The 20,714-nt window shown below is 49.0% G+C and carries 22 protein-coding genes; 14 read left to right on the top strand and 8 right to left on the bottom strand.

Going from position 1 to position 20,714, the window contains the following annotated elements:
• Nucleotides 1–25: 25 nt before the first annotated feature.
• The 3 genes from AWU77_RS07315 to AWU77_RS07325 form a co-directional block, all read right to left on the bottom strand.
• A complete protein-coding gene (locus tag AWU77_RS07315; protein ID WP_062060977.1) occupies nt 26–1,045 on the bottom strand; it encodes a cytochrome d ubiquinol oxidase subunit II in 1,020 nt (339 codons plus the stop codon).
• Nucleotides 1,046–1,059: 14 nt separating this feature from the next.
• Nucleotides 1,060–2,436: a cytochrome ubiquinol oxidase subunit I gene (locus AWU77_RS07320; RefSeq protein WP_062060980.1), complete on the bottom strand. Its 1,377-nt coding sequence runs from the start codon at nt 2,434–2,436 to the stop codon at nt 1,060–1,062.
• 133 nt (nt 2,437–2,569) lie between these two features.
• Nucleotides 2,570–3,139, bottom strand: coding sequence for a GbsR/MarR family transcriptional regulator (locus tag AWU77_RS07325; protein WP_062060983.1), 570 nt, complete (start codon nt 3,137–3,139; stop codon nt 2,570–2,572).
• 71 nt (nt 3,140–3,210) lie between these two features.
• Between AWU77_RS07325 and AWU77_RS07330 the strand changes: the two genes are divergently transcribed.
• The 4 genes from AWU77_RS07330 to AWU77_RS07345 are packed head-to-tail and all read left to right on the top strand — an operon-like array spanning nt 3,211 to nt 6,327.
• Complete coding sequence (locus tag AWU77_RS07330) at nt 3,211–3,660, top strand: hypothetical protein (protein ID WP_062060986.1); 450 nt, start codon at nt 3,211–3,213, stop codon at nt 3,658–3,660.
• Between the two features lie 15 nt (nt 3,661–3,675).
• Nucleotides 3,676–4,104 (top strand): thiol-disulfide oxidoreductase DCC family protein, encoded by a 429-nt coding sequence (locus AWU77_RS07335; RefSeq protein WP_202966633.1) that lies wholly within the window; start codon nt 3,676–3,678, stop codon nt 4,102–4,104.
• A gap of 12 nt (nt 4,105–4,116) precedes the next feature.
• A complete protein-coding gene (locus AWU77_RS07340) occupies nt 4,117–5,091 on the top strand; it encodes a TIGR01777 family oxidoreductase (RefSeq protein ID WP_062060993.1) in 975 nt (324 codons plus the stop codon).
• 15 nt (nt 5,092–5,106) lie between these two features.
• Nucleotides 5,107–6,327, top strand: coding sequence for an SAM-dependent methyltransferase (locus AWU77_RS07345; RefSeq protein WP_084618175.1), 1,221 nt, complete (start codon nt 5,107–5,109; stop codon nt 6,325–6,327).
• A gap of 18 nt (nt 6,328–6,345) precedes the next feature.
• Here the strand turns inward: AWU77_RS07345 and AWU77_RS07350 are convergent, their stop codons facing one another.
• The 4 genes from AWU77_RS07350 to AWU77_RS07365 form a co-directional block, all read right to left on the bottom strand.
• Entirely contained in the window at nt 6,346–6,606 is a 261-nt protein-coding gene (locus AWU77_RS07350) for a TIGR03643 family protein (RefSeq protein WP_062060996.1), read from the bottom strand.
• Between the two features lie 118 nt (nt 6,607–6,724).
• A complete protein-coding gene (locus tag AWU77_RS07355) occupies nt 6,725–7,981 on the bottom strand; it encodes a glycerophosphodiester phosphodiesterase family protein (protein WP_062060999.1) in 1,257 nt (418 codons plus the stop codon).
• A gap of 122 nt (nt 7,982–8,103) precedes the next feature.
• Nucleotides 8,104–8,982, bottom strand: coding sequence for a transporter substrate-binding domain-containing protein (locus AWU77_RS07360; RefSeq protein WP_152625301.1), 879 nt, complete (start codon nt 8,980–8,982; stop codon nt 8,104–8,106).
• A 396-nt stretch (nt 8,983–9,378) separates the two neighbouring features.
• Nucleotides 9,379–9,681, bottom strand: a complete 303-nt coding sequence (locus AWU77_RS07365) for a YebG family protein (protein ID WP_062061003.1) — start codon at nt 9,679–9,681, stop codon at nt 9,379–9,381.
• A gap of 166 nt (nt 9,682–9,847) precedes the next feature.
• Between AWU77_RS07365 and murJ the strand changes: the two genes are divergently transcribed.
• The 6 genes from murJ to ispH all read left to right on the top strand — a co-directional run bounded on the left by murJ (nt 9,848) and on the right by ispH (nt 17,246).
• Nucleotides 9,848–11,452 (top strand): murein biosynthesis integral membrane protein MurJ, encoded by a 1,605-nt coding sequence (gene murJ, locus AWU77_RS07370; RefSeq protein ID WP_062061117.1) that lies wholly within the window; start codon nt 9,848–9,850, stop codon nt 11,450–11,452.
• 119 nt (nt 11,453–11,571) lie between these two features.
• Nucleotides 11,572–12,525: a bifunctional riboflavin kinase/FAD synthetase gene (gene ribF / locus AWU77_RS07375; RefSeq protein ID WP_084618177.1), complete on the top strand. Its 954-nt coding sequence runs from the start codon at nt 11,572–11,574 to the stop codon at nt 12,523–12,525.
• Nucleotides 12,526–12,553: 28 nt separating this feature from the next.
• The gene (gene ileS, locus AWU77_RS07380; RefSeq protein WP_062061006.1) at nt 12,554–15,352 is read left to right on the top strand and encodes an isoleucine--tRNA ligase; all 2,799 of its coding nucleotides are present in this window, start codon (nt 12,554–12,556) and stop codon (nt 15,350–15,352) included.
• Nucleotides 15,353–15,365: 13 nt separating this feature from the next.
• Entirely contained in the window at nt 15,366–15,863 is a 498-nt protein-coding gene (lspA, locus tag AWU77_RS07385) for a signal peptidase II (protein WP_062061009.1), read from the top strand.
• Nucleotides 15,856–16,305, top strand: coding sequence for a peptidylprolyl isomerase (locus tag AWU77_RS07390; RefSeq protein ID WP_062061012.1), 450 nt, complete (start codon nt 15,856–15,858; stop codon nt 16,303–16,305). The genes lspA and AWU77_RS07390 overlap by 8 nt, the downstream gene beginning before the upstream one ends.
• A gap of 2 nt (nt 16,306–16,307) precedes the next feature.
• Nucleotides 16,308–17,246 (top strand): 4-hydroxy-3-methylbut-2-enyl diphosphate reductase, encoded by a 939-nt coding sequence (ispH, locus tag AWU77_RS07395; RefSeq protein ID WP_062061015.1) that lies wholly within the window; start codon nt 16,308–16,310, stop codon nt 17,244–17,246.
• A 24-nt stretch (nt 17,247–17,270) separates the two neighbouring features.
• Here the strand turns inward: ispH and AWU77_RS07400 are convergent, their stop codons facing one another.
• A complete protein-coding gene (locus tag AWU77_RS07400) occupies nt 17,271–17,798 on the bottom strand; it encodes a GspH/FimT family pseudopilin (protein WP_062061018.1) in 528 nt (175 codons plus the stop codon).
• 210 nt (nt 17,799–18,008) lie between these two features.
• Here AWU77_RS07400 and AWU77_RS07405 point away from each other — a divergent pair, with 210 nt between their 5' ends.
• Genes AWU77_RS07405 through AWU77_RS20475 form a run of 4 tightly spaced genes read left to right on the top strand, consistent with a single transcriptional unit; the run spans nt 18,009 to nt 20,709 of the window.
• Entirely contained in the window at nt 18,009–18,551 is a 543-nt protein-coding gene (locus AWU77_RS07405; RefSeq protein WP_084618183.1) for a GspH/FimT family pseudopilin, read from the top strand.
• Nucleotides 18,552–18,564: 13 nt separating this feature from the next.
• Nucleotides 18,565–19,041 (top strand): type IV pilus modification protein PilV, encoded by a 477-nt coding sequence (gene pilV / locus AWU77_RS07410; RefSeq protein WP_062061024.1) that lies wholly within the window; start codon nt 18,565–18,567, stop codon nt 19,039–19,041.
• Between the two features lie 11 nt (nt 19,042–19,052).
• Nucleotides 19,053–20,114 (top strand): PilW family protein, encoded by a 1,062-nt coding sequence (locus AWU77_RS07415; protein ID WP_062061027.1) that lies wholly within the window; start codon nt 19,053–19,055, stop codon nt 20,112–20,114.
• Between the two features lie 58 nt (nt 20,115–20,172).
• Nucleotides 20,173–20,709, top strand: a complete 537-nt coding sequence (locus tag AWU77_RS20475; protein ID WP_255353638.1) for a PilX N-terminal domain-containing pilus assembly protein — start codon at nt 20,173–20,175, stop codon at nt 20,707–20,709.
• Nucleotides 20,710–20,714 lie beyond the last annotated feature (5 nt).

A 20,714-nucleotide genomic window follows, 5' to 3' on the forward strand; every position in this document is an offset into this window, starting at 1 on the left:
GGTAGGGCGCAATTTTTATGGTTTCTTAGTAATACTTCAGCTGCGTCGCTTTACCCCAAAATACGCGATAGGAAAAAATCGTGTAGAGAATAATGGTGGGTAATACCACGGCGGCGCCATACAAAATAAACATTAAAGACTCTGGTGCGCTGGCGGATTGCCAGATATCCAAGCGGTTGGGCACTACGTACGGCAAAAAGCTATAGGCCAAACCGATAAAGCTCAGTAGGAAAATAAAAATGGCCGATGCAAACGGAATCCAGCAGCCAAAATCGTTGGGGTAGGGAAATAGGCGTAGGTAGCGATCAACAATAAAGAGCAGTACAAAACAAAATACCGGAATCATTAGCAAAATAATAAACAGTGAGCTGCCAAACCATTTATTAAAAATGGTATCGCTCACCAGTGGGTTCACAATTGATACCGCGATAATGCCCAGTGTCATCAACCAGGCGCAGCGGCGCGCCCACCAGGCGGCGCGTCTTTGTAATTCACCTTCAGTTTTCATTACCAGCCATGCGGCGCCAATAAAACTGTAGCCTGCCGTCACACAAATGGCGCTGAGTGCAGCAAAGGCATGAGCGGCAAAACTTTGTTCAAAACCCATCACATACAAACCGAGCATATAACCCTGTGCGAGTGTCGCGAGCAGTGAACCGGCTTGAAATACTTTATCCCACAGGGCTTTGTGGTCTTCTGGTGCTTTAGCACGAAAGTCAAACGCGACGCCGCGCAAAATTAAGCCCGCGAGCATAGCGGTTACGGGTAAATACAAGTGAAATAAAATTAAACTGTGCGCACTGGGAAAGGCGATTAACAAAATGCCTATGCCGAGCACCAACCAGGTTTCATTTGCATCCCAAAAGGGGCCAATACTGGCGATCATTTGGTCGCGCTGCGCTTCGGAATCGTGGGGTAATAAAATCCCGACACCTAAATCATAGCCATCCAGAATCGCGTAAATAAAAAATGCCAATCCCATCAGGCCGATAAAAATAACCGGTAACCAAAATGCTTGGCCGGTTAGTTGAGTAATGTCTGTCATGATCGCGGCCTCGGTTAGTGCGCAGTCTGCGCGTCAATTAATTTTTCTTGCAGTGTTTCCACTTCTTCCGGGCGATCGACCAATACTGATTTTCTCGCCATTAAAAATAGCGTGCGCACATAGGCAAATAACAGCACCGCATAGAGTGTTAAATAAATCGCCAGCGAAGTGCCCACGTTAGCCGCTGGTGTTTTGGTGACGGCATCGGCGGTACTCAATACGCCGGTGACCAGCCAGGGTTGGCGACCAATTTCAGTGACGTACCATCCGGCGAGGGTGGCGATCCAGCCGGAGAATGTCATGCCGACAAAAATTTTTAATAGCAGGGGCGGTATTTCTTTTTTGCGCCAATAGATAAATACACCCCACCAGGATACCGCCAGCATCAACATGCCCATCGCCACCATAATGCGAAAACCGTAAAACAGCGGTGCAACCGGCGGATGGGCATTGGGAAATTCATTTAAACCTTTGATTTCGCCATCCAGTTGGTGGGTGAGAATCAAACTCGCCACGTTGGGGATTTCAATGGCGAATTTATTGCTTTGGGTTTCTTTATCGGGAATTGCAAACAACACCAGCGGCGCGCCTTTTTCGGTGTGCCATACCGCTTCAATTGCGGCGACTTTTGCCGGTTGGTGATGCAGTGAATTTAATCCGTGCATATCGCCCAATAAAATTTGCAGCGGAATTAGCATCGCGCCGGCAAAAACCGCTGTTTTTAGTGCGAGACGCGGCGCGGGTTTGTGATCGCCTTTTAAAATGCGATAAGCCGATAAACCGGCAATTAAAAATGTAGCGGTCAAGCCCGAGGCGACCAACATGTGCGCCAGACGATATGGCATGGACGGGTTAAAAATAATTTCTATCCAGTCCAGCGGAAACGCTTTGCCATCACGCATTTCAAAGCCCGTTGGCGTTTGCATCCAACTGTTGAGTGCAATAATCCAGAACGCTGACATAGTCGTGCCGAAGGCCACCAAAAAAGTGGCGATGGTATGCATGCGATTGGATACGCGATTAATGCCAAACAACATAATGCCTAGAAAAGTAGCCTCCAAAAAAAATGCGGTCAGCACTTCATAGCCGAGCAGTGGCCCTGCGATATTACCGACAGTTTCCATGTAGCCCGGCCAATTGGTGCCAAATTGAAAACTCATGGTGATGCCGCTCACCACGCCCAGTGCAAATGTCAGTGCAAATACTTTCACCCAAAAACGATAGGCGCGCATCCACACATCATCGCCACTGCCGTTGTAGCGCAGTTTGAAATACACCAAAAACCAACACATGGCGATGGAGATGGACGGAAATAAAATATGAAATGAAATATTCGCGGCGAATTGAATGCGGGAGAGGATGAGGGTGTCTATGACAGATGGTTCGAGCATTTTAGCTACCTCGATAAAAACTCGATTAAAAAATAAAAATCCTTTTGAGGGTGAATGCAAATTGCTTCGTTGATGTTGGTGGTGCGAGTGATGAGATTGTTATGTTGGGGTTCGTTCCTCACCCCAACCTACGTCACTTTGTAGCGTCTTTTTTGGTAGTGCCGAGCAGGCGGTCTTTCATATCCAAAACTTTGCCGATGCTGTTGCCCAGCTTGAGTAATTTGCCGAGCTGGGCGGAATCCAGGCGTTGGATTTCTTGCGTCCAGAGCGTGAGCATTTCAATCAACTCATGCATTTCGCGCATGCGTTGTTGTGCGTATTCTTCTTCGGCGTTGGCCGGTGTTTCGATCAATAAATTGCGCAGCGTTGATAAGGTTGGATCTATCTCACGTTTGCGGCGCTGCTCAATTAAGGTTTTGGCTATATCCCACACATCGCCCGGCGCTGAGTAAAATTCTTTGCGCTCGCCCGGGCGATGCTGGAGTTTCACCAATTCCCAAGACATTAATTCTTTCAGCCCCATGCTTACATTGGAGCGGGAGATGCTCAGTGCCTCGGTGATGTCATCGGCGCATAACGGCTCTTTACTCAGCACTAATAGGGCGTACATTTGCCCAACCGTGCGGTTAATCCCCCAGCGGCTACCCATTTCGCCAAAGTGAAGAATGCAGGATTGGATCATCGGGGTGAGTTTTTCTGACATGTTGGAATTCCTGTAATTTCAGTATATTCTGAAATTACAGAATGATTTGATTTTGGTCAAGAGAGAAATGAATGAAATTTGTTAATGCCGATAAGCGTGTCTGGCTGGTGCGCTGGTTGTATGGGGTAGCGCTGGGTCATCTAGCTGCGGGCATTGTGATGACGTGGTGGGCTGAATCGCCATGGCTTGCGTATTATCACCAGCAGGCTGTCGCCAGCTTTAAGCTGGCTGAGCCATCGCAGCTGATTGGTTTACAACATTGGTGGTTCCAATTATTTGGCGCCACCTTGCAGGCATTTTCGCTGTTTATGTTGTTGCTGGTGTATCTGGGCAATCGCTACGCCGACTCGTTGATTTGGCTCGTGTTGGGTTTTGCCATACTCTGGTGGGCACCGCAGGATATTGTTATTTCTTTGCGGCAGTCAATGTGGTCGCATCTGTGGGTCGATTTGGGCGCGATTGTGGCAATAGTGCCTGCGGCGATTTGTCTGGCACTGATTGATCGACGTGTTGGTCGATAAATTCAAGAGGTAATGATGACTAATCTGCAGCTGCCTGCAATTGATCCGCAAGACCGCATTATTTTATTTGATGCGGTGTGCAAGCTGTGTAATCACTGGAGCCGTTTTATTTTGCGCTTTGATCGGCGCGAGCGCTTTAAGCTCTGCTCGGTGCAGTCGCCACAGGGGCAGGCGTTGTTAGCGCATTATGATTTTCCGTTAGATCAATACGACACGCTGCTGCTGATTCACAACGGCACTTGTCTCACGCGCAGCGATGCAATTATCGCCATTATGGCGGCCATGCCTTTTCCCTGGTCGATACTGGCACTCATGCGTTGGCTGCCCAAGCGCCTGCGCGATGGTGGCTACCATTTTATTGCGCGCAACAGGTATCGATTATTTGGTCGTTACGATCATTGCGCATTACCACCCGAGGGTTATCAAAAACGATTTTTGGAATAGCGGGAGATACTTATGACCAGCAAAGCTCAGTCATCAGCACTGCATTTTAGTGATTCCAGTCAGTGTGTATTAGTCACTGGAGCTACCGGTTTTATCGGCCAATTGTTGGTGCGTGCACTGCTCGCCGATGGTCATCAAGTGGTGGTACTAACGCGTCGCCCCGTCGCGGCGAATAAATTGTTTGATGGCAAAGTAAGCGCTATTACTGCGATGCACGAATTGCCCGCCGATTTTCCGTTAAATGTTGTGGTGAATTTAGCCGGTGCGCGCATTTTAGGGTGGCGCTGGAGCGAGGCGCGCAAAAAAATATTGCGCGCGAGCCGTATCGCGGTAACGCAATCGGTGGTGGATTGGATTGCACAAGCGGAGCACAAGCCGCAGTTGTTGTTATCGGCCTCTGCGATTGGTTATTACGGTATTCAACCTCAGAGTGATGATACTGAGTTGCGCGAAACCAGCGCGCCGCAAGCGATTTTTATGTCGGAACTCTGCCAGGAATGGGAAGCCGAAGCGGGGCGTGCACGGGATTATGGTGTGACGGTTGATATTCTGCGTTTTGGTGTGGTGTTCGGCCGCCAAGGTGCACTGCCGATGATGCTCTTGCCGATCAAATTAGGTGCAGGCGGAAAATTGGGCAGCGGCCAGCAATGGATGTCGTGGATTCATGTACGTGATTTGTTGCGTGGCATTGCGCATTTATGCCGCATGCATTTTGCTGCGGCGGTAGTGCCGCAAACGCGCGGTGGGGTTTATAACTTCACCGCTCCCGAGGCTATCAGGCAGTTGGAATTTAGTCGGCAAGCGGCAGCGGTGTTACATCGTCCCTGTATCATTCCAACCCCCGCATTTGTAATGCGCGGGCTATTAGGTGAGCAGGCCGATTTATTATTGGAAGGGCAGCGGGTTATCCCGCATAATTTGCTCAGTGCCGGGTTTCAATTTGAATTTCCGACGGCAGTATCGGCATTGGCCGATCTTTGTGAGTGAATCAAGAGTGTGTTTATGACGAGCGATCGGCCCAATATTGAATCAACCAGTGAGCTAGAAAAATTTTATACAGAATGCCGACAGGCGTTTGCTGTAGGTGCGCTGCAGCGCTTGGTGTTATCCAAATATAAGGGCAGCGAAGCGGAATTAAATCGCATTACTATTCGCCCGGTGCAGATTAAAGAACAAAAACTTTTATCGTTTTTATATGAGTATCGCACTAATCATGTGACCAAAAATTTCGCGCTCGACGATGCGCTGGCGCTGTTGCAACAATTGCTGGGCAGTGATTTTCACAATGCGCATATGATTAGCGACGACTGGGAAATCCAGTTGAGTTTTAGCAAAAAAGGCAAGGTGCTGCTTAATAAAAATCGCAATAAAAACTCGCCGGCTGCGGGCGATCAAAAATACTCTCAAGTAGAACAATCGCACAATCGCACCAAGCTGCGCTATGTAGAGCAGGATCGCCCCTATTTGCGCGAGCTGGGCATTACCGATGCCAATAGCCAGATTATTCCGGCTATGTCGCGCAAGTGGAAACAAATTAATAAATTTATTGAAGTCTTATCCACCGCAATTCAACAAACCGGTTTGGATAAACGTAATGAATTGCACATCGCTGATTTTGGTTCAGGCAAAGCCTATTTGACCTTTGCGGTACATGATTATGTGAGCGCAAACCTTGGGGTGAATACGCAAGTGACCGGTGTAGAGCTGCGTCAAGGCTTGGTGGATTTATGCAATCAAACCGCGCAGAAATTATCGCTCACCGGGATTAAATTTGAGCAGGGCGATGTGCAACATTTCTCCGCGCAGAACATCAACATTATGATTGCGCTACACGCCTGTGACATCGCCACTGATTACGCACTCAATATGGGGGTTCGCACCGGCGCCGAGATTATTATGTGCTCGCCCTGTTGCCACAAACAAATTCGCCCGCAACTGCAAAGCCCTGCGCTGCTTGCGCCGCTGTTACAACACGGCATCCATTTAGGCCAAGAAGCCGAGATGATTACCGACGGTTTGCGTGCCCTGCTGTTGGAAGCTCACGGCTACGACACCAAGGTATTTGAATTTATCTCTCTCGAACACACCAGCAAAAACAAAATGATCCTCGCCCAAAAGCGCAAAACGCAGCGCGACAATAGAGAAGTGTTGCAACAGATTGCAGATATCAAAACGTTTTATGGAATTACCGAGCAGTGCTTGGAAACCTTGTTGCAGAATTAGAGCTTCGCTCTGATCGGTTCAGCGTTTGTATTGTGTAGGGCAGTAGCCCCGATTGATCTCTGATGAGCGAAGCTGCAGATGTTTGGTTTTTCTGCCGCTCACTCGTTCGCGCCAGAGGCGAAATGATGAAGGTTTTAACTCTCGTCGCATCAAAATGCGCACGTCTGGCTCCCCTAAACCATAAAGTGTTTTTATGGCTTCAAAGGGGGTGCGATCTTCCCAAGCCATTTCAATAATGCGCGATATGTCGGTCTGAGTGAGTGTTGTGTTGTTGTTCATTTTGTCACCTACATCGTTTGCTAGTGATACGCATTTTTGGCGATGTAGATCATAGGTTGACAATAAAAAGCCCCGCTCATCGGCGATGAGCGGGGCTTTTTATTTTTATCATTTGTTATTATTTCAAATTCATGCAGCTAGCGTAATAACTCACGCTTGCTGGCCAGTCAGAAAAAATGCCTACTACGCCAACGTCTTTGGCTAATACATGCAGGGCGTCCATCATGTCGCCATCGTTGTTAATTGCTGGGTTGATGGTTTGGTAGTACCAGCCGCCGCCATTTTTGAGTGGGCCTGAGCGTTCAAATGACCAAGTGATTATTTTTAATCCGGCTTTTTTAGCGTTGCGAGCGTATTCAGAAGGGATGATTTTATTGTTGTTGTCCAGCGCCAGCAGTACCCAAATCGGTGGGGCAACAATGTTGAAACCTTCGTCTGCATACATTTGCAATTCTGCGGCTGTTGGCAAATCGGCGATGGTGTTGGCATCGTCCAGATACACGGCTTGTTTGCCAAATTCCGGTTCGTTTTTGATCCAGTAGCGAATGTCTTGAATATCAAATGATTGCGGCCAGACATCGCGCGCTTTAACACCGGCGGCTTTGTATTCATTAATCATTTGTTGCGCATACATGGCTTGAGTGTAGGTGCCTTCAAAGGGCATGGGCACGCTGGCAGATTTTAATTCCGGTGTCATTTTTACATTGAGCTTTTTAAACAGCTGAATACTTTCGGCGTGCGTCAGTAGCGTGCCTTTGCTTGCGTATAAATCTGTGCGCCAGTTGGCGGTGCCAGCCAGATATTCATTAACCGTGGTTGCCTTGGGATTAAATGCATCCATTTTACCTTGCAGGGTTTTAAATTCGGCGAGGGTGATGTCGCTGGTGCAGCAATTGGCGCTGGCCGCTTTGCCGCTCACCGGATCAAAGGGTGAAAACTTTTGTGTACATTTGTTGGCGAGTGGTGTGGCGAGAATATTGGTGGTGGTGTGCAGATCGCACTGTGAGTGGCGGCATACCAATTGTTTGTCTTTGGTGAAGGTGACATCGCACTCCACAATACCTGCGCCCATTTTCGCCGCGGCTTCGTAAGATTCTTTGGTGTGCTCGGGAAATTGCAGCGGTGCACCGCGGTGCCCAATAGAGAAGTTGGTTTTTTTCACCGGGCTATTGATGCAGCTTTGCAGTTTTTTCTTGAGTGGACTTTCGTCCATATCATCGACTAAATAAAACGGGCGAGGGCCCAGTTGAATACTGGCATTTCTATCGTCGTTTTTGTAGCGCTGGTCGTCGCGGTCTCCGTAAGCGCAGGCGGTAACGGATATAAATAAAGTAAATAGAGTAAAGCCGTAAAGTAGGTGGGATCGGCGCAACATAAAAGCCTCCGTAGTGGTTGGGTTGGTGGATGTCCAGCCAACCCTATCGCGCCAATGTGAAACTATTTTGCTGATTGGATGACAGATTTACGATGGTTTTTTGTTTTGTGCGCTACGTCGGGTTATTCAATTGAGTAGGGGTCGAACCACAGCGACTTATCATCCAATGGTGTGTTTTTAGGCAGTGATGGATTATCCAAGTGGATAATGCGCCGGTTTTTCAGATTCGCTTTATTGATCACATCTTTGACCGTTGGGTCGTTAAAAAAGTACTTGTCATAACTGCCATCTTCAATTGCTATGCGCAGGCCACGCTCAATATCTTGTGCTAATTTGTGATTGTTTTTGTTTACAAAAAAATAAAATGGGTTGGTATAAGACACCAGTAGGTTTTGTTCTACATCGAGTGCGAGTTTGGGGTAGCGCTGCATCTCTGCAAAGGGTTCATGAACGCCGCGAGGGAAGGCGTCAAAACGGTCGCCATCGAGCATATAAAACAGCCCTTCGTATTTCAGTACCTTTACAACGTTCAGATTGTTGGCGGTCAGTACATTAGTGTCTGCCCAAAAGCGCCCTTGTCCGAGCGATACCCGTTTTAAATCCTCTTTGGTTTTAATGCCATCAAATTTGTGTTGGGTGCCTTTTTTAATCATTAGTATCCGGTAGCCCAATAGGCCGCGATAGATGGGGATTCGAATGGGCAGCAGGCGCTCCTCCAGATCATTGGTGGTGGCATACCAGACAACCTCTAGTTGGTTGTCTATAAGCATGCTGACCATGCGCTCCTCACTGTTGCTGGGGATGGTTTGCTGCACTTCGTATTTTTCTGGCAGTTTGCTGAGCGCGAGTGTTAGCAGCCCTCTGGCATAGGTTTCTATGCTGTTATCGCCCTGTACTACGCGCAAGTCTTTTGCTGAGGTTTCTAATGAAAGGCATGCCAAGAAAAATATCAATACCAAGGTGGCGTGCTGGGCACCAAGTGGTTTACCAGTCTGTAGCATTAGTGACCCCCTTCTGGTTTGCATTCCACTAACTTTAGCTTAACCATGTGTAATTGCACGCCGCTTGCTGGCTATTTACATGGGCATAAATAAAAAACCACCGCACCCGTTGAGGTTCCCTAAGGAGGAGTAGGTGCGGTGGTGAAAGCAGCTTATCGCCTGCTTCAGCGGTGGCTGACAGCTGGGCAGGGATAAGTGATTGGAAGCAGGTGTGCAACTGAACAATTAAGCAACTGCTGGGGAGTAGTTATTCAAGTATTCAGAGTGCACACCTAAACACACGTACAAACCACTGAGTGGTGATTCAGTTGTTTGCAATTGTTAATGGCTGTGTGGGCAGCCATTAACGGCACCGGTGTGATGTGGGCGCACCGGTTTTACAGAAACTCCCGCTACCTAGTTGTCCTTCTCCGTGGTGGCGGCAGTTTTGCTGTTCAGGGTTGCAGGCTTTTCATAAGTGAAGGGCTGCAATAATTCATCGGGCTTGCCTTTGCAGGCTTTGGCGAGTAATTCGCGGCGCTGCGCCAGCAAAATACCAATCGCTTCGCTGTATTGTTCGTCGATGCCGGGAATATTGTCTTCAATTAACTGGGTGATATTGGCGGCCAGTTCCAGATACTTATCGTGCTCTTCTGCGACTTTTTTATCTTCAAACATGCTGCCATCCCGATCACATAGCCAAACGGCGATTACTGCCATTGTGTAAATCCTCGAAAGTGTTGTTACTGTTTTTATGTACAGTATTCTGCAGTGCGATTAATGTCAACTTTCTTTTTTGTTTTTCTGGTGATCTGGTGCTGGGTGGCTATCCCCTGAGGGGGAGACGTTGGATAATGCCGCATCTTTTACCCGCGCAGGATTTGCCGTGTCTGACTCCGAGTTGCCTCCCGTTGCATCCCCCGAAAAACCGACCAAACCGAGAAGCCTGCTGCGCTCCAGCTTGCTGACTGGCTCTATGACTATGACGTCGCGGGTGCTCGGTTTGGCGCGCGATATAGTGCTGGCAACCGTGATGGGCTCGGGCGGTGCGATGGATGCGTTTGCGATTGCACAGAAGATTCCCAATTTTTTCCGCCGCTTGTTTGCTGAGGGTGCGTTTTCGCAGGCGTTTATTCCGGTGTTGTCGGAGTATCGCGAGAAGGGCACGCAGGCCGCCGTCAAAGAGCTGGTGGATAAAGTGGCTGGCTGCCTCGGCTCGATTCTGCTGCTGGTGACAGTGATTGGTGTGGTGGGTGCGGTCGGTTTGGCTTATGTGTTTGGTTATGGTTACGCCGATGAGCCAGAGAAGTTTTCGCTCTTAACTGATCTGGTGCGCATCACCTTTCCCTATTTGATGCTGATTTCGCTGACCGGATTTGCCGGTGCGATCTTAAATAGTTACGACCGCTTTGCCATTCCGGCGGTTACGCCGGTTTTTCTCAATGTGTTTATGATCGCGGCCGCGCTGTTGGTTGCCGATTTTTTCCCTAATCCCGCTTACGCTTTGGCGTGGAGTATTGTGGTAGCGGGCATCTTCTCGCTGCTGTTCCAGTTGCCGTTTTTGCGCCAGATTCATTTGCTGCCATCGCCCAAGTTGGATTGGTCACACCCCGGCGTTAAACGCATTCTCGTATTGATGGCGCCTGCGCTGTTTGGAGTGTCGGTGAGCCAACTCAATCTGTTGTTGGATTCAATCATCGCCACCATGTTGGGCGACGGGGCGGTGAGCTGGCTGTTTTACTCCGACCGCTTGGTGGAGCTGCCGCTGGGTGTATTTGGTGTGGCGATTGCGACGGTAATTATGCCGGGGTTGTCGCGCTTGAGTGCGGCGCAATCGGGCGAAAAGTTTAGCCAGATGCTCGATTGGGCGATCCGCTTTGTGGTGCTTATCGCCCTGCCTGCCACGCTTGCGCTGATCATTCTGGCGGAGCCAATTCTCTACACCCTGTTTTATCACGGGGAGATGAAGGCGGAAGACATCTTGATGTCGTCCTATAGCCTCAAAGCCTATGCGCTGGGGTTGTTCGCTTTTATGCTGATCAAGGTGTTGGTGCCCGGTTATTTCGCGCGGCAGGATATGAAATCGCCAGTGCGCATCGGCATTATCGCGATTGTCGCCAATATGCTGATGAAGCCGCTGGTGGTGATACCGCTGGTCATGCTCTGGGGCTTAGGCCATGTCGGTTTGGCGTTTACCACGGCGATGGCGGCCTATGTGAATGCCTATTTGCTCTATCGCGGCCTGCGCAAAGCAGGGGTTTATCATCCCGCCGCTAATTGGCCAAAGCTGTGGTTGCGCTACGGCGCCGCCAATCTGGCGATGGTGGCGGTATTGCTCGGCTTTCTTTTGCTCTGGAATCTCTGGTCGGACTGGGGGGTGATGGAGCGAATCTTGCGCCTCGCGGTTGTCTGTGTGGCGGGTTTTGCGGTTTATCTCGTCGCCCTGTTTGCCGTGGGCGTGCGCCTGCAGGATTTCAAAGCGCGGAGCTGATCAAAATCGCGTCATTCACAGGGGCGGGGTAGGCTCAAACGCCGCCGCTCCTGTATACTTCCCGCCTTCATTTTTCCGGCACTCATTTACAGACAATTGGGTTGAGGGTACTACACAGCGTGAATCCAGCGGCACATAGTTTTATTCGTGGGTTGCACAACCTGCGCCCCTGGCATCGCGGCTGTGTAGCAACTATCGGCTCCTTTGACGGCGTTCATCTTGGTCATCAGGCTATTTTGCGCCAGTTGATTGCGGTCGCTAAACAGCATCAATTACCGGCTGTAGTGATTGTATTTGAGCCTCAGCCACACGAATTTTTTTCCGGCGATAAAGCCCCCGCACGCCTGATGCGCCTGCGTGAAAAAGTGCAGGCATTGCTGGCTGCCGGAGTCGCACGAGTGCTCTGTGTGCAGTTCAACGAAACCCTACGCAGCTTGTCGGCGGAAGCGTTTATCGACAAAGTGCTGCTCGATGGCTTGGCGATCAAACATTTAGTGGTTGGCGATGACTTCCGGTTTGGCTGTGATCGCCGTGGCGATTTTGCCCTGCTGCAAAAAGTGGGCGCCGAGCGCGGTTTTGCAGTGACCGATACCTGTACGCTGGAAATTGACGGAGAGCGAGTCAGCAGTACGCGCATTCGCCAGCTGCTGGAGAAAGGTGATTTCGCCGAAGCAGAAGCGCTATTGGGCAAACCCTATAGCATCAGCGGGCGCATCGCTTACGGCCAACAGCTCGGGCGTAAATTGGGTGTGCCAACGGCCAATGTCCATTTACGTCGCTACCGCTCACCCTTGCGCGGTGTGTTTACTGTGACAGTAAAATTTCTGGATGGCACTGTGCATCAAGGTGTGGCGAATGTTGGAGTGCGCCCCACGGTGAGTGGCGACAAAAAACCGCTGCTGGAAGTTCACCTGTTTGATTTTTCGCGCAAAGTGTACGGCGCTTTGATCGATGTGGTTTTCCACAGCAAATTGCGCGATGAAAAAAAATTCAACTCGCTGGATGAGCTGCAAGTGCAACTGCAAACGGATATTGCGCAAGCCAAAGACTTTTTCTCGACCCTTTCTAATTAATTATTGCTAACAAAGTTGACCGTGAATCATGACCGATTACAAAGCAACACTGAATCTGCCTAACACCGGTTTTGCCATGAAGGCAAACCTCGCCCAGCGCGAGCCGGACATGTTGAAACAATGGCAAGCCAATAATCTCTATCAACAAATTCGCGCGGCGCGTGCCGGTCGTGAGCAATTTATTTTGCACGACGGCCCGCCCTACGCGAATGGCGATATTCATATCGGTCACGCAGTTAACAAAATTCTGAAAGATATTATCGTCAAGAGTAAAACTCTGAGCGGTTTTGATGCACCCTATGTGCCGGGTTGGGACTGCCACGGTCTGCCTATCGAGCACAACGTCGAGAAAAAAGTCGGCAAAGCGGGCGATAAAGTGGATGTGAAAACCTTCCGCAACAAATGCCGCGAATACGCCGCCAAACAAGTGGAAGGCCAAAAGGCTGACTTTATCCGTTTGGGCGTACAGGGCGATTGGGATAAACCCTATCTCACCATGGATTACAAATTCGAGGCCGACATTATTCGCGCGCTCGGAAAAATCGCCGACAACGGCCATCTGCACAAAGGTTTTAAGCCTGTGTACTGGAGCGTGGTCGGCGGTTCTGCACTTGCTGAAGCAGAAGTGGAATATCAGGATAAAACCTCTTTCTCCATCGACGTAAAATTTGCGTTTGTCGATCAAGCTGCAATTGAAAAAGCGATTGGCGAATTAAGCGGCAGCGGAACAATTTCTTTGGTGATTTGGACTACCACACCTTGGACATTGCCTGCGAACCAAGCGGTTTCTGCCAATGCCGAAGTTGACTATGCATTAGTACAAGTTGGCGATGAGCGTTTGCTAGTTGCTGAAACTTTGATTAGCAGCGTGCTCGCGCGTGCAAAAGTAGAAGAGCACAAAATTGTCGGCCGCGTAAAAGGCGCAGCGCTGGAAAAAATGCTGCTGCAACATCCTTTCTACGCTCGCCAAGTGCCGGTAATCCTTGGTGATCACGTCACTACCGATGCCGGTACTGGTTTTGTACACACAGCGCCAGACCACGGTGCGGACGACTTTAATGTCGGCGTGAAATACGGAATCGGCACACTCAATTACATCGACGATCACGGCACCTATCGCCCCAACGTAGAAATTTTTGCGGGCGATCATGTTTACAAAGTCGATGAAAAAGTTGTCGCACTTTTGATTGAAAAAAATGCATTGCTGGCGCAAGGCAAAATCACCCACAGCTTCCCGCATTGCTGGCGCACTAAAACCCCGCTAATTTTCCGTGCTACACCGCAATGGTTTGTGAGCATGAGCAAAAACAATTTGCGCGATCAGGTTGCGCAAGCGGTTGAAGGTGTTGAGTGGGTACCGGATTGGGGCAAGGCGCGTATCGATGCCATGCTCGCGACTTCACCTGACTGGTGTATTTCCCGTCAGCGCACTTGGGGTGTTCCCATCGCATTGTTTGTGAATAAAGAAACCCAAGAATTGCACCCGGAAACACCGCGTTTAATTGAAGCGGTTGCGCAAAAAGTTGAGCAAAGCGGTATGGATGCTTGGTTCGAACTGGATGCCGCCGAATTGCTCGGCGCCGATGCCGATAAATACCAAAAAGTGACCGATACCTTGGACGTCTGGTTTGATTCAGGCGTGACTCACTATGCGGTATTGGCGCAGCGCGCTAATTTACGCTTCCCTGCGGATTTGTATCTGGAAGGATCCGATCAGCATCGCGGCTGGTTCCAATCGTCACTGAAAACGTCGATGGCCATGCATGCCAAGCCGCCCTACAAAACCGTATTAACCCACGGCTTTGTGGTGGATGCGCAGGGGCGCAAAATGTCCAAGTCGATTGGCAATGTAATCCCGCCGCAAAAAGTGATGAACGATTTGGGGGCGGATGTATTGCGTTTGTGGGTGGCTGCGACTGATTTCAGCACCGAGATGAGCGTGTCCGATGAAATCTTAAAACGCACCGCCGATTCTTATCGCCGTATTCGCAATACTGCGCGCTTTATTTTGTCGAACCTGACTGGCTTTAATCCTGTGACTGACTCAGTTGTACCAGAAAACATGTTGCAGTTGGATCGCTGGATTGTGGCGCGCACTGCGCAATTGCAGCAGGAAATTATTGCCGCCTACGACAGTTATCAGCTGCATTTGATCTACCAAAAACTGCACAACTTTTGCGTGGTGGAGTTGGGCGGTTTTTATCTCGATATTATTAAAGACCGTCAATACACGGTAAAAGGCGATGCCCTTGCACGCCGTTCGGCGCAGACCGCATTGCAGCATGTGATTGAAGCGATGGTGCGTTGGATTGCGCCGATTTTAAGTTTCACTGCCGATGAAATCTGGAAAGAAATCGCCGGTGAGCGCGAAGCCAATGTATTTATTGCTGAGTGGTATGAATTGCCTGCAATGCCAGCGGATTCGTTTGCCGACAGTTACTGGGAATTGATCGCCGAAGTAAAAGATGCCGTAAACAAAGTGCTGGAAGCCAAACGCGCGGCCGGAGAAGTCGGCGGCTCATTGGGTGCAGAAGTAATCCTGTATTGCGATGAAAAATTGCAAACAGAATTGCATAAACTCGCCAATGAACTGCGTTTTGTATTGATTACATCGACTGCGGAAATTCGCCCACTCGCTGAAGCACAAAATGCCGAAGCTACCGATGTTGCCGGTCTGCAAGTGGCAGTGAAAAAATCCGCGCACGCAAAATGCGAGCGCTGCTGGCATCACCGTGCAGATGTAGGTACAAATTCAACCCATCCAACCATTTGTTTGCGTTGTGTTGACAACGTAGATGGTGCGGGCGAAACCCGTCAATTTGCCTAATTGTGAATTAAACATGCCACTAAAAATGTATCAAAAACCTTGGTTCTGGTATCTGACTGCGCTGATTGTTGTAGCCTTGGATCAAGCCAGTAAACACGCTATTGAAGCGGCGTTTGAATACGGCGAAACCTTGGTCTTCACCTCTTTTTTTAATTTTACCTTGGCTTATAACACCGGCGCGGCCTTTAGCTTTTTGGCTGAAGCGGGAGGTTGGCAGCGCTGGTTTTTTACTGCGATTGCGCTTGCTGCTAGCGTCTTGTTAAGCGTGTGGATTGCGCGCACCGCGCAGCAAAAACCACGCGAAGCCTTTGCGCTGGCTTTTATTCTTGGCGGTGCGCTGGGTAATTTGTATGACCGGATTGTGCTGGGGCATGTGGTGGATTTTATTGAGTTCCACTATCAGGCCAGTTATTTTCCGGCTTTTAACCTTGCTGACTCAGCGATCTCGCTCGGCGCTACGGTATTAATTATTGATATGTTGTTTAGTAAAGAGAAAAAAGCAAATGCGTGAATTAGCAATTGGTCCCGGCACTAAAATTACCCTGCACTTTGCCTTGCAGTTGGATAATGGCGATATGGTGGATTCCAATTTTGAGCGTGCCCCCGCCACTTTTACCGTGGGCGATGGCAACTTACTGCCCGGCTTTGAAAAAGCACTGTTTGGTATGTTGGAAGGCGAGCACAAAACCCTGGTGATTAAACCAGAAGATGGTTTTGGTCAGCGCAACCCCAATAATATTCAGGAAATTGCACGCAGCCAATTTAGCCCTGACCTCGAACTAAGTGAAGGTTTGATGTTGTCGTTTGCTGATGCGCAAAAAACCGAACTGCCGGGTGTAGTGCAGCGTTATGACGATGAGGTAGTGGTGGTAGATTTTAATCACCCACTCGCTGGCCGCGATATTTTATTTGAAGTCGCTATTATCAAAATCGAACCGGTTCAGGTGCACTGATTATGACGCAAATCAAGCTCGCTAATCCCCGCGGTTTTTGTGCCGGCGTCGATCGCGCAATCGACATAGTCAACCGCGCGCTCGATGTTTTTGGTGCGCCAATTTATGTGCGCCATGAGGTGGTTCACAATAAATTTGTGGTGGATTCGCTGCGCGAGCGCGGTGCGATTTTTGTCGATGAAGTTGAGCAGGTTCCCGATGATGTGATTCTGATTTTCAGTGCGCACGGTGTGTCGCAAGCGGTGCGGCAAGAAGCTGAAGCGCGCGGCCTGCAAATTTTTGATGCAACTTGTCCGTTGGTAACCAAAGTGCACATCGAAGTGACACGCTACAGCCGCGAAGCGCGCGAGTGTATTTTGATTGGCCACCAAGGTCACCCTGAAGTAGAGGGCACTATGGGGCAATACAATGCCAGCAACGGTGGTGCAATTTATTTGGTAGAAGATGAAGCGGATGTAGATGCGTTAGTGGTACATGATCCAGAGAATTTGGCTTATGTAACCCAGACCACTTTATCAATGGATGACACAGCCAAAGTCATCGAAGCCCTGCGCAATAAATTTCCGAAAATTCAAGGCCCGCGTCGCGATGATATTTGTTACGCGACAACTAATCGCCAGGACGCAGTGCGTCAGCTCGCGCTGGAGTGTGATTTAGTGTTGGTAGTTGGTTCACCTAACTCATCCAACTCCAATCGTTTGCGCGAATTGGCAGAGCGTTGCGGTACTGAAGCCTATTTAATTGATGGGCCGGATGATATCAATCCGGTGTGGATACAAAATCGCACCAGTATTGGCATCACCGCAGGCGCTTCTGCGCCTGAAGTATTGGTGAAGCAGGTGATCGATAAACTTAAGGCCTGCGGTGCCGAAGCCCCTATTGAAATGGATGGCACCCCGGAAAATATCAGTTTTTCTCTTCCCAAAGCACTGCGGATCTAAGCGATCCACAGTGCTGTTTTGTGATCATCGTATTGCATCGCACTCGGCAAGACTCAGCTTTGCTACTCTCGTTCTACCTCCTTTGGATAATATCAAACTATAGCCTTCGCCTTTGGTTACCGGGCAGATCTTGATAGTGCCCGCGAGAAATCCCCCTTTACCCTTTGATCCTATTTGCCGTCCTTCGCCAGTGCCAATAAATGCGACATAGCTATTAATGGGCGCCTTGGCTTGGGTAAGCACTACATCCAACCCTGAGTGAACCAGCAGTGTTTCATCATCGCTATCGAGTAGGTCATTGCTGTTTTTATCGATAAACAGCGTCCATCCTTCATGCCATTTTTTGTTGGTGGCCTTAAGGATTACCTGCTGATTGCGGAATACTGCGGTAGCGCGTGTCGTTTCTATAGCATCCAGCAGCGCGAGAGTGGCGGTTTTGGTGCGTGTGTCGCTGATTTGTTTGTTGAAACTGGGTATGCCGATAGCGAGGATGATACAGAAGATGGTGGTACTGACCAGCAGTTCCAGAAGAGTCAATCCATGAGATTTCATAGTCTATTCCTTTAATGTGAGCTTAAATCCATTTTTTAAAGTCGCGTTGCGCGCCAAGCCTAGCCGTTCATTCAGCTGTCAGTGCCATATGTCGCGCTGACAACATCTTTGCGCAGAGCCCGTGGTAGGCTGCAGTAATATAATCAACCCTAATCTAGCTGTCTATTAAAAGTTATTAGGGCGTTGGCTCGGTAAATTGAGAGAGATTACATGCGATATTCCATGAACGGTTTTACCCTGATTGAGCTTATGGTGACCTTGGTTGTTACAGCTATAGTGTTGTCAATTGCCATCCCTAGTTTTCAGTCGCAAATGTTAAATAACCGCTCCATTGCACTTGGCGAAGATTTCGCCTCCGCCATTAATTTTGCCCGTATTGAGGCGGTTAAACGAGCCGGAAGAGTTTCGTTGTGCGCCAGCAAAGATGGTGAAACTTGCAGTGGTAGCTGGAATGAAGGCTTTATTGCGTTTGTTGATACAGTCGCCGCTGATACAACCGAGACACCAGTTGTCGGTACCGTGCTGCGCGCATGGAAGAAACAAGATAGCAGCGCAGTGATAAGCGTAAAAAATGGTAGCGATGACAAAACATTTATTCGGTATACCGGGCTGGGTACATTGGCGCGCCTTACAGACAAGCCGTTTGTAATTTCAGCGCAATTTAAAAAATGTACTGGTTCTGCGGCTAGGCAAATCAATATTGGTCTATCTGGCTCGGTATCAGTGAGCCGTATTGCTTGCGCTACTGAGTAGCTTAGGGGGGAGTATGAGTCGGCCGTTTTTTTATCAGTGTAAATGCGAGCAGCCTGATTTTCAGCGAGGCGTTGGTTTAATTGAGGTATTGGTAACCCTGCTGATTTTATCTACATCGCTGTTAGCTTTAGGTGCCATGCAAACACGTTCATTGCAGTTTAATCAAGGAGCCTATTTCCGCTCTCAGGCAAATATATTTGCGTATGACCTCTTAGATCGGATGCGTATCAATGTGAAAAATATTAAGAGTTACACGTCGGAACTGACTCATGTTAAGGAGACGGAAACGCCAGTGTTAACCCCGTTGGCGGCAGCCGATTTGCATGCATGGCGGCGCAATATCTCTGCGGAATTACCTAATGGAAAAGGCGGTGTTGATTGTGATGACGCAACAAAAATATGCACGTTAACAATTGAATGGGATGAATTAAACAGCTCTGGTGAAGATGCAGAGAATAAAACAACTTTTACCTATAGTGCCAGGCTGTGAGGGTTACCGTTATGCATTTGCGTCAAGCGGGTTTATCGCTGATTGAATTAATGATTGCGATCACTCTAGGGTTGATATTGATGGCCGGAGTGGTGCAAGTTTTTTTGTCCAGTAAAACAGTATTTAGCACTCAGCAAGCCATGTCTCGAATTCAGGAAACTGGGCGGTTGGCCGTTGATTTTATGGCGCGCGACATTCGTATGGCGGCTTACTACGGGTGTTATCGCCCCAAATTTGATGAACCAGGTGCTGAGTTGCAGGACGGCAACATTGTGATCAAAGACTTGCACGGAAATTTTGCCGAGGGAGTGAGAGGCTATAAAAGTATTGATTCTTTACCTGGCAAGGCGGCCGACTTGGGCGCATCAATTACTCCCTTGAAGGACAAAACCGCCAACGTGCTGGTACTACATACCGCCAATGGCAGTGGGTTGCCATTATCCAAAGCGAATGACTCGAAAGGCATATATGCCTATAGCCCAGACGCAATAGATTCAAAGGGTTGTGTTGCAGGTATATGTAAGGATTCTGCAGCTGTGGTGAGTGATTGTTTCAAGGCGCGGGTATTTAAGCTTGTTGCTGCTCCGTCACTGGTCGGTACTGATATTTACTTCAAGCATGATAAGGGGTGGGGGGGCGGTATTGTTCCAACAGAAAATTTTACCACTGGCGAAGTGTTGGCGATGAATACTGTAGTGTACTTTTTGGCAGAAGGGCCTACAGGCACTCCTAGCTTGTGGCAAAAAACGAATGCCGAAACCGCGCTGGAATTGTTGGAGGGCGTTGAGCATATGCGTGTGACATATCACGTTGTACGCGATGCGAATGGGGATGGGGTTAACGATAACGATGAGTATCGTTTGGCTGATGCTCTGAATAATACGGAGTGGCCCTTTGTTCAGTCGGTTCGCATTGAGCTTGTGGTAAGAAGTGCGGATAACAATGTCGTAGAAAAATCGCAACCTTATACATTTGCGGGCGCTACAGTAACGCCAGATAAGGATGATCGATATTTGCGTCAGGTATTCAGCTCTACTATCGGTATCCGCAGTCGCGCTACTAATATTCAATAGGTTGGACAGAATGAACAGTATTCATCTTCTTTATCGAGCTCAAATGCCCCAGCCCTCTATGCAGAGGGGCGTGGTGTTACTAGTGGGGTTGATCATGGTGTTGTTAATCACCATCGTCAGTCTTGCGGCAATTCGTGGTACGGGGTTACAGGAAAACATGGCGGGTAATATGCGTGATCGTAATATCGCATTTCAGGCCGCGGAGTCTGCTTTGCGTGAAGGGGAGTGGATTTTATCGCCAAGTAACAAAGATGCGTTGCCTTCTTTTAGTTGTTTGGACGGTAAAGGTGCCTGTCTGGACATGAGCGCCATCCCCAAAAATTCGGTGACTTATCTAACCAAGGAAAAATGGAAAAAAATTGCCAAGCAAAGTGGTTTGGATATTAAAGAAGTTGCCGACAAGCCTAGTTTTTTATTAGAAGAGTTGGAAGTAGATATGGGGGCTAGTGCCGCTGCTGAAGGCAGTGCGATTGATGTCGGCGGCATGATGACTACCGGTGATGCGACTCCATATCGTGCGACTGCGCGAGGTTTTGGATTAAGCCCCGATGCAGAAGCCGTAGTGCAATCAGCCTATAAACGTCGTTTTAAGTAGCGGAG

Source organism: Cellvibrio sp. OA-2007 (assembly GCF_000953825.1).
Taxonomy (GTDB): Bacteria; Pseudomonadota; Gammaproteobacteria; order Pseudomonadales; family Cellvibrionaceae; genus Cellvibrio.

Excerpts from the sequence above, each read along its gene's own strand:
- AWU77_RS07330 (WP_062060986.1), top strand. The coding sequence starts at position 3,211 with ATGAAATTTGTTAATGCCGATAAGCGTGTCTGGCTGGTGCGCTGGTTG.
- AWU77_RS07415 (WP_062061027.1), top strand. The coding sequence starts at position 19,053 with ATGCATTTGCGTCAAGCGGGTTTATCGCTGATTGAATTAATGATTGCG.
- AWU77_RS07360 (WP_152625301.1), bottom strand. The coding sequence starts at position 8,982 with ATGCTACAGACTGGTAAACCACTTGGTGCCCAGCACGCCACCTTGGTA.
- AWU77_RS07355 (WP_062060999.1), bottom strand. The coding sequence starts at position 7,981 with ATGTTGCGCCGATCCCACCTACTTTACGGCTTTACTCTATTTACTTTA.
- AWU77_RS07325 (WP_062060983.1), bottom strand. The coding sequence starts at position 3,139 with ATGTCAGAAAAACTCACCCCGATGATCCAATCCTGCATTCTTCACTTT.
- AWU77_RS20475 (WP_255353638.1), top strand. The coding sequence starts at position 20,173 with ATGCAGAGGGGCGTGGTGTTACTAGTGGGGTTGATCATGGTGTTGTTA.
- ispH (WP_062061015.1), top strand. The coding sequence starts at position 16,308 with ATGACGCAAATCAAGCTCGCTAATCCCCGCGGTTTTTGTGCCGGCGTC.
- ileS (WP_062061006.1), top strand. The coding sequence starts at position 12,554 with ATGACCGATTACAAAGCAACACTGAATCTGCCTAACACCGGTTTTGCC.
- AWU77_RS07335 (WP_202966633.1), top strand. The coding sequence starts at position 3,676 with ATGACTAATCTGCAGCTGCCTGCAATTGATCCGCAAGACCGCATTATT.
- AWU77_RS07405 (WP_084618183.1), top strand. The coding sequence starts at position 18,009 with ATGCGATATTCCATGAACGGTTTTACCCTGATTGAGCTTATGGTGACC.
- AWU77_RS07340 (WP_062060993.1), top strand. The coding sequence starts at position 4,117 with ATGACCAGCAAAGCTCAGTCATCAGCACTGCATTTTAGTGATTCCAGT.
- AWU77_RS07315 (WP_062060977.1), bottom strand. The coding sequence starts at position 1,045 with ATGACAGACATTACTCAACTAACCGGCCAAGCATTTTGGTTACCGGTT.
- AWU77_RS07365 (WP_062061003.1), bottom strand. The coding sequence starts at position 9,681 with ATGGCAGTAATCGCCGTTTGGCTATGTGATCGGGATGGCAGCATGTTT.
- lspA (WP_062061009.1), top strand. The coding sequence starts at position 15,366 with ATGCCACTAAAAATGTATCAAAAACCTTGGTTCTGGTATCTGACTGCG.
- AWU77_RS07400 (WP_062061018.1), bottom strand. The coding sequence starts at position 17,798 with ATGAAATCTCATGGATTGACTCTTCTGGAACTGCTGGTCAGTACCACC.
- AWU77_RS07350 (WP_062060996.1), bottom strand. The coding sequence starts at position 6,606 with ATGAACAACAACACAACACTCACTCAGACCGACATATCGCGCATTATT.
- AWU77_RS07345 (WP_084618175.1), top strand. The coding sequence starts at position 5,107 with ATGACGAGCGATCGGCCCAATATTGAATCAACCAGTGAGCTAGAAAAA.
- pilV (WP_062061024.1), top strand. The coding sequence starts at position 18,565 with ATGAGTCGGCCGTTTTTTTATCAGTGTAAATGCGAGCAGCCTGATTTT.
- AWU77_RS07390 (WP_062061012.1), top strand. The coding sequence starts at position 15,856 with ATGCGTGAATTAGCAATTGGTCCCGGCACTAAAATTACCCTGCACTTT.
- AWU77_RS07320 (WP_062060980.1), bottom strand. The coding sequence starts at position 2,436 with ATGCTCGAACCATCTGTCATAGACACCCTCATCCTCTCCCGCATTCAA.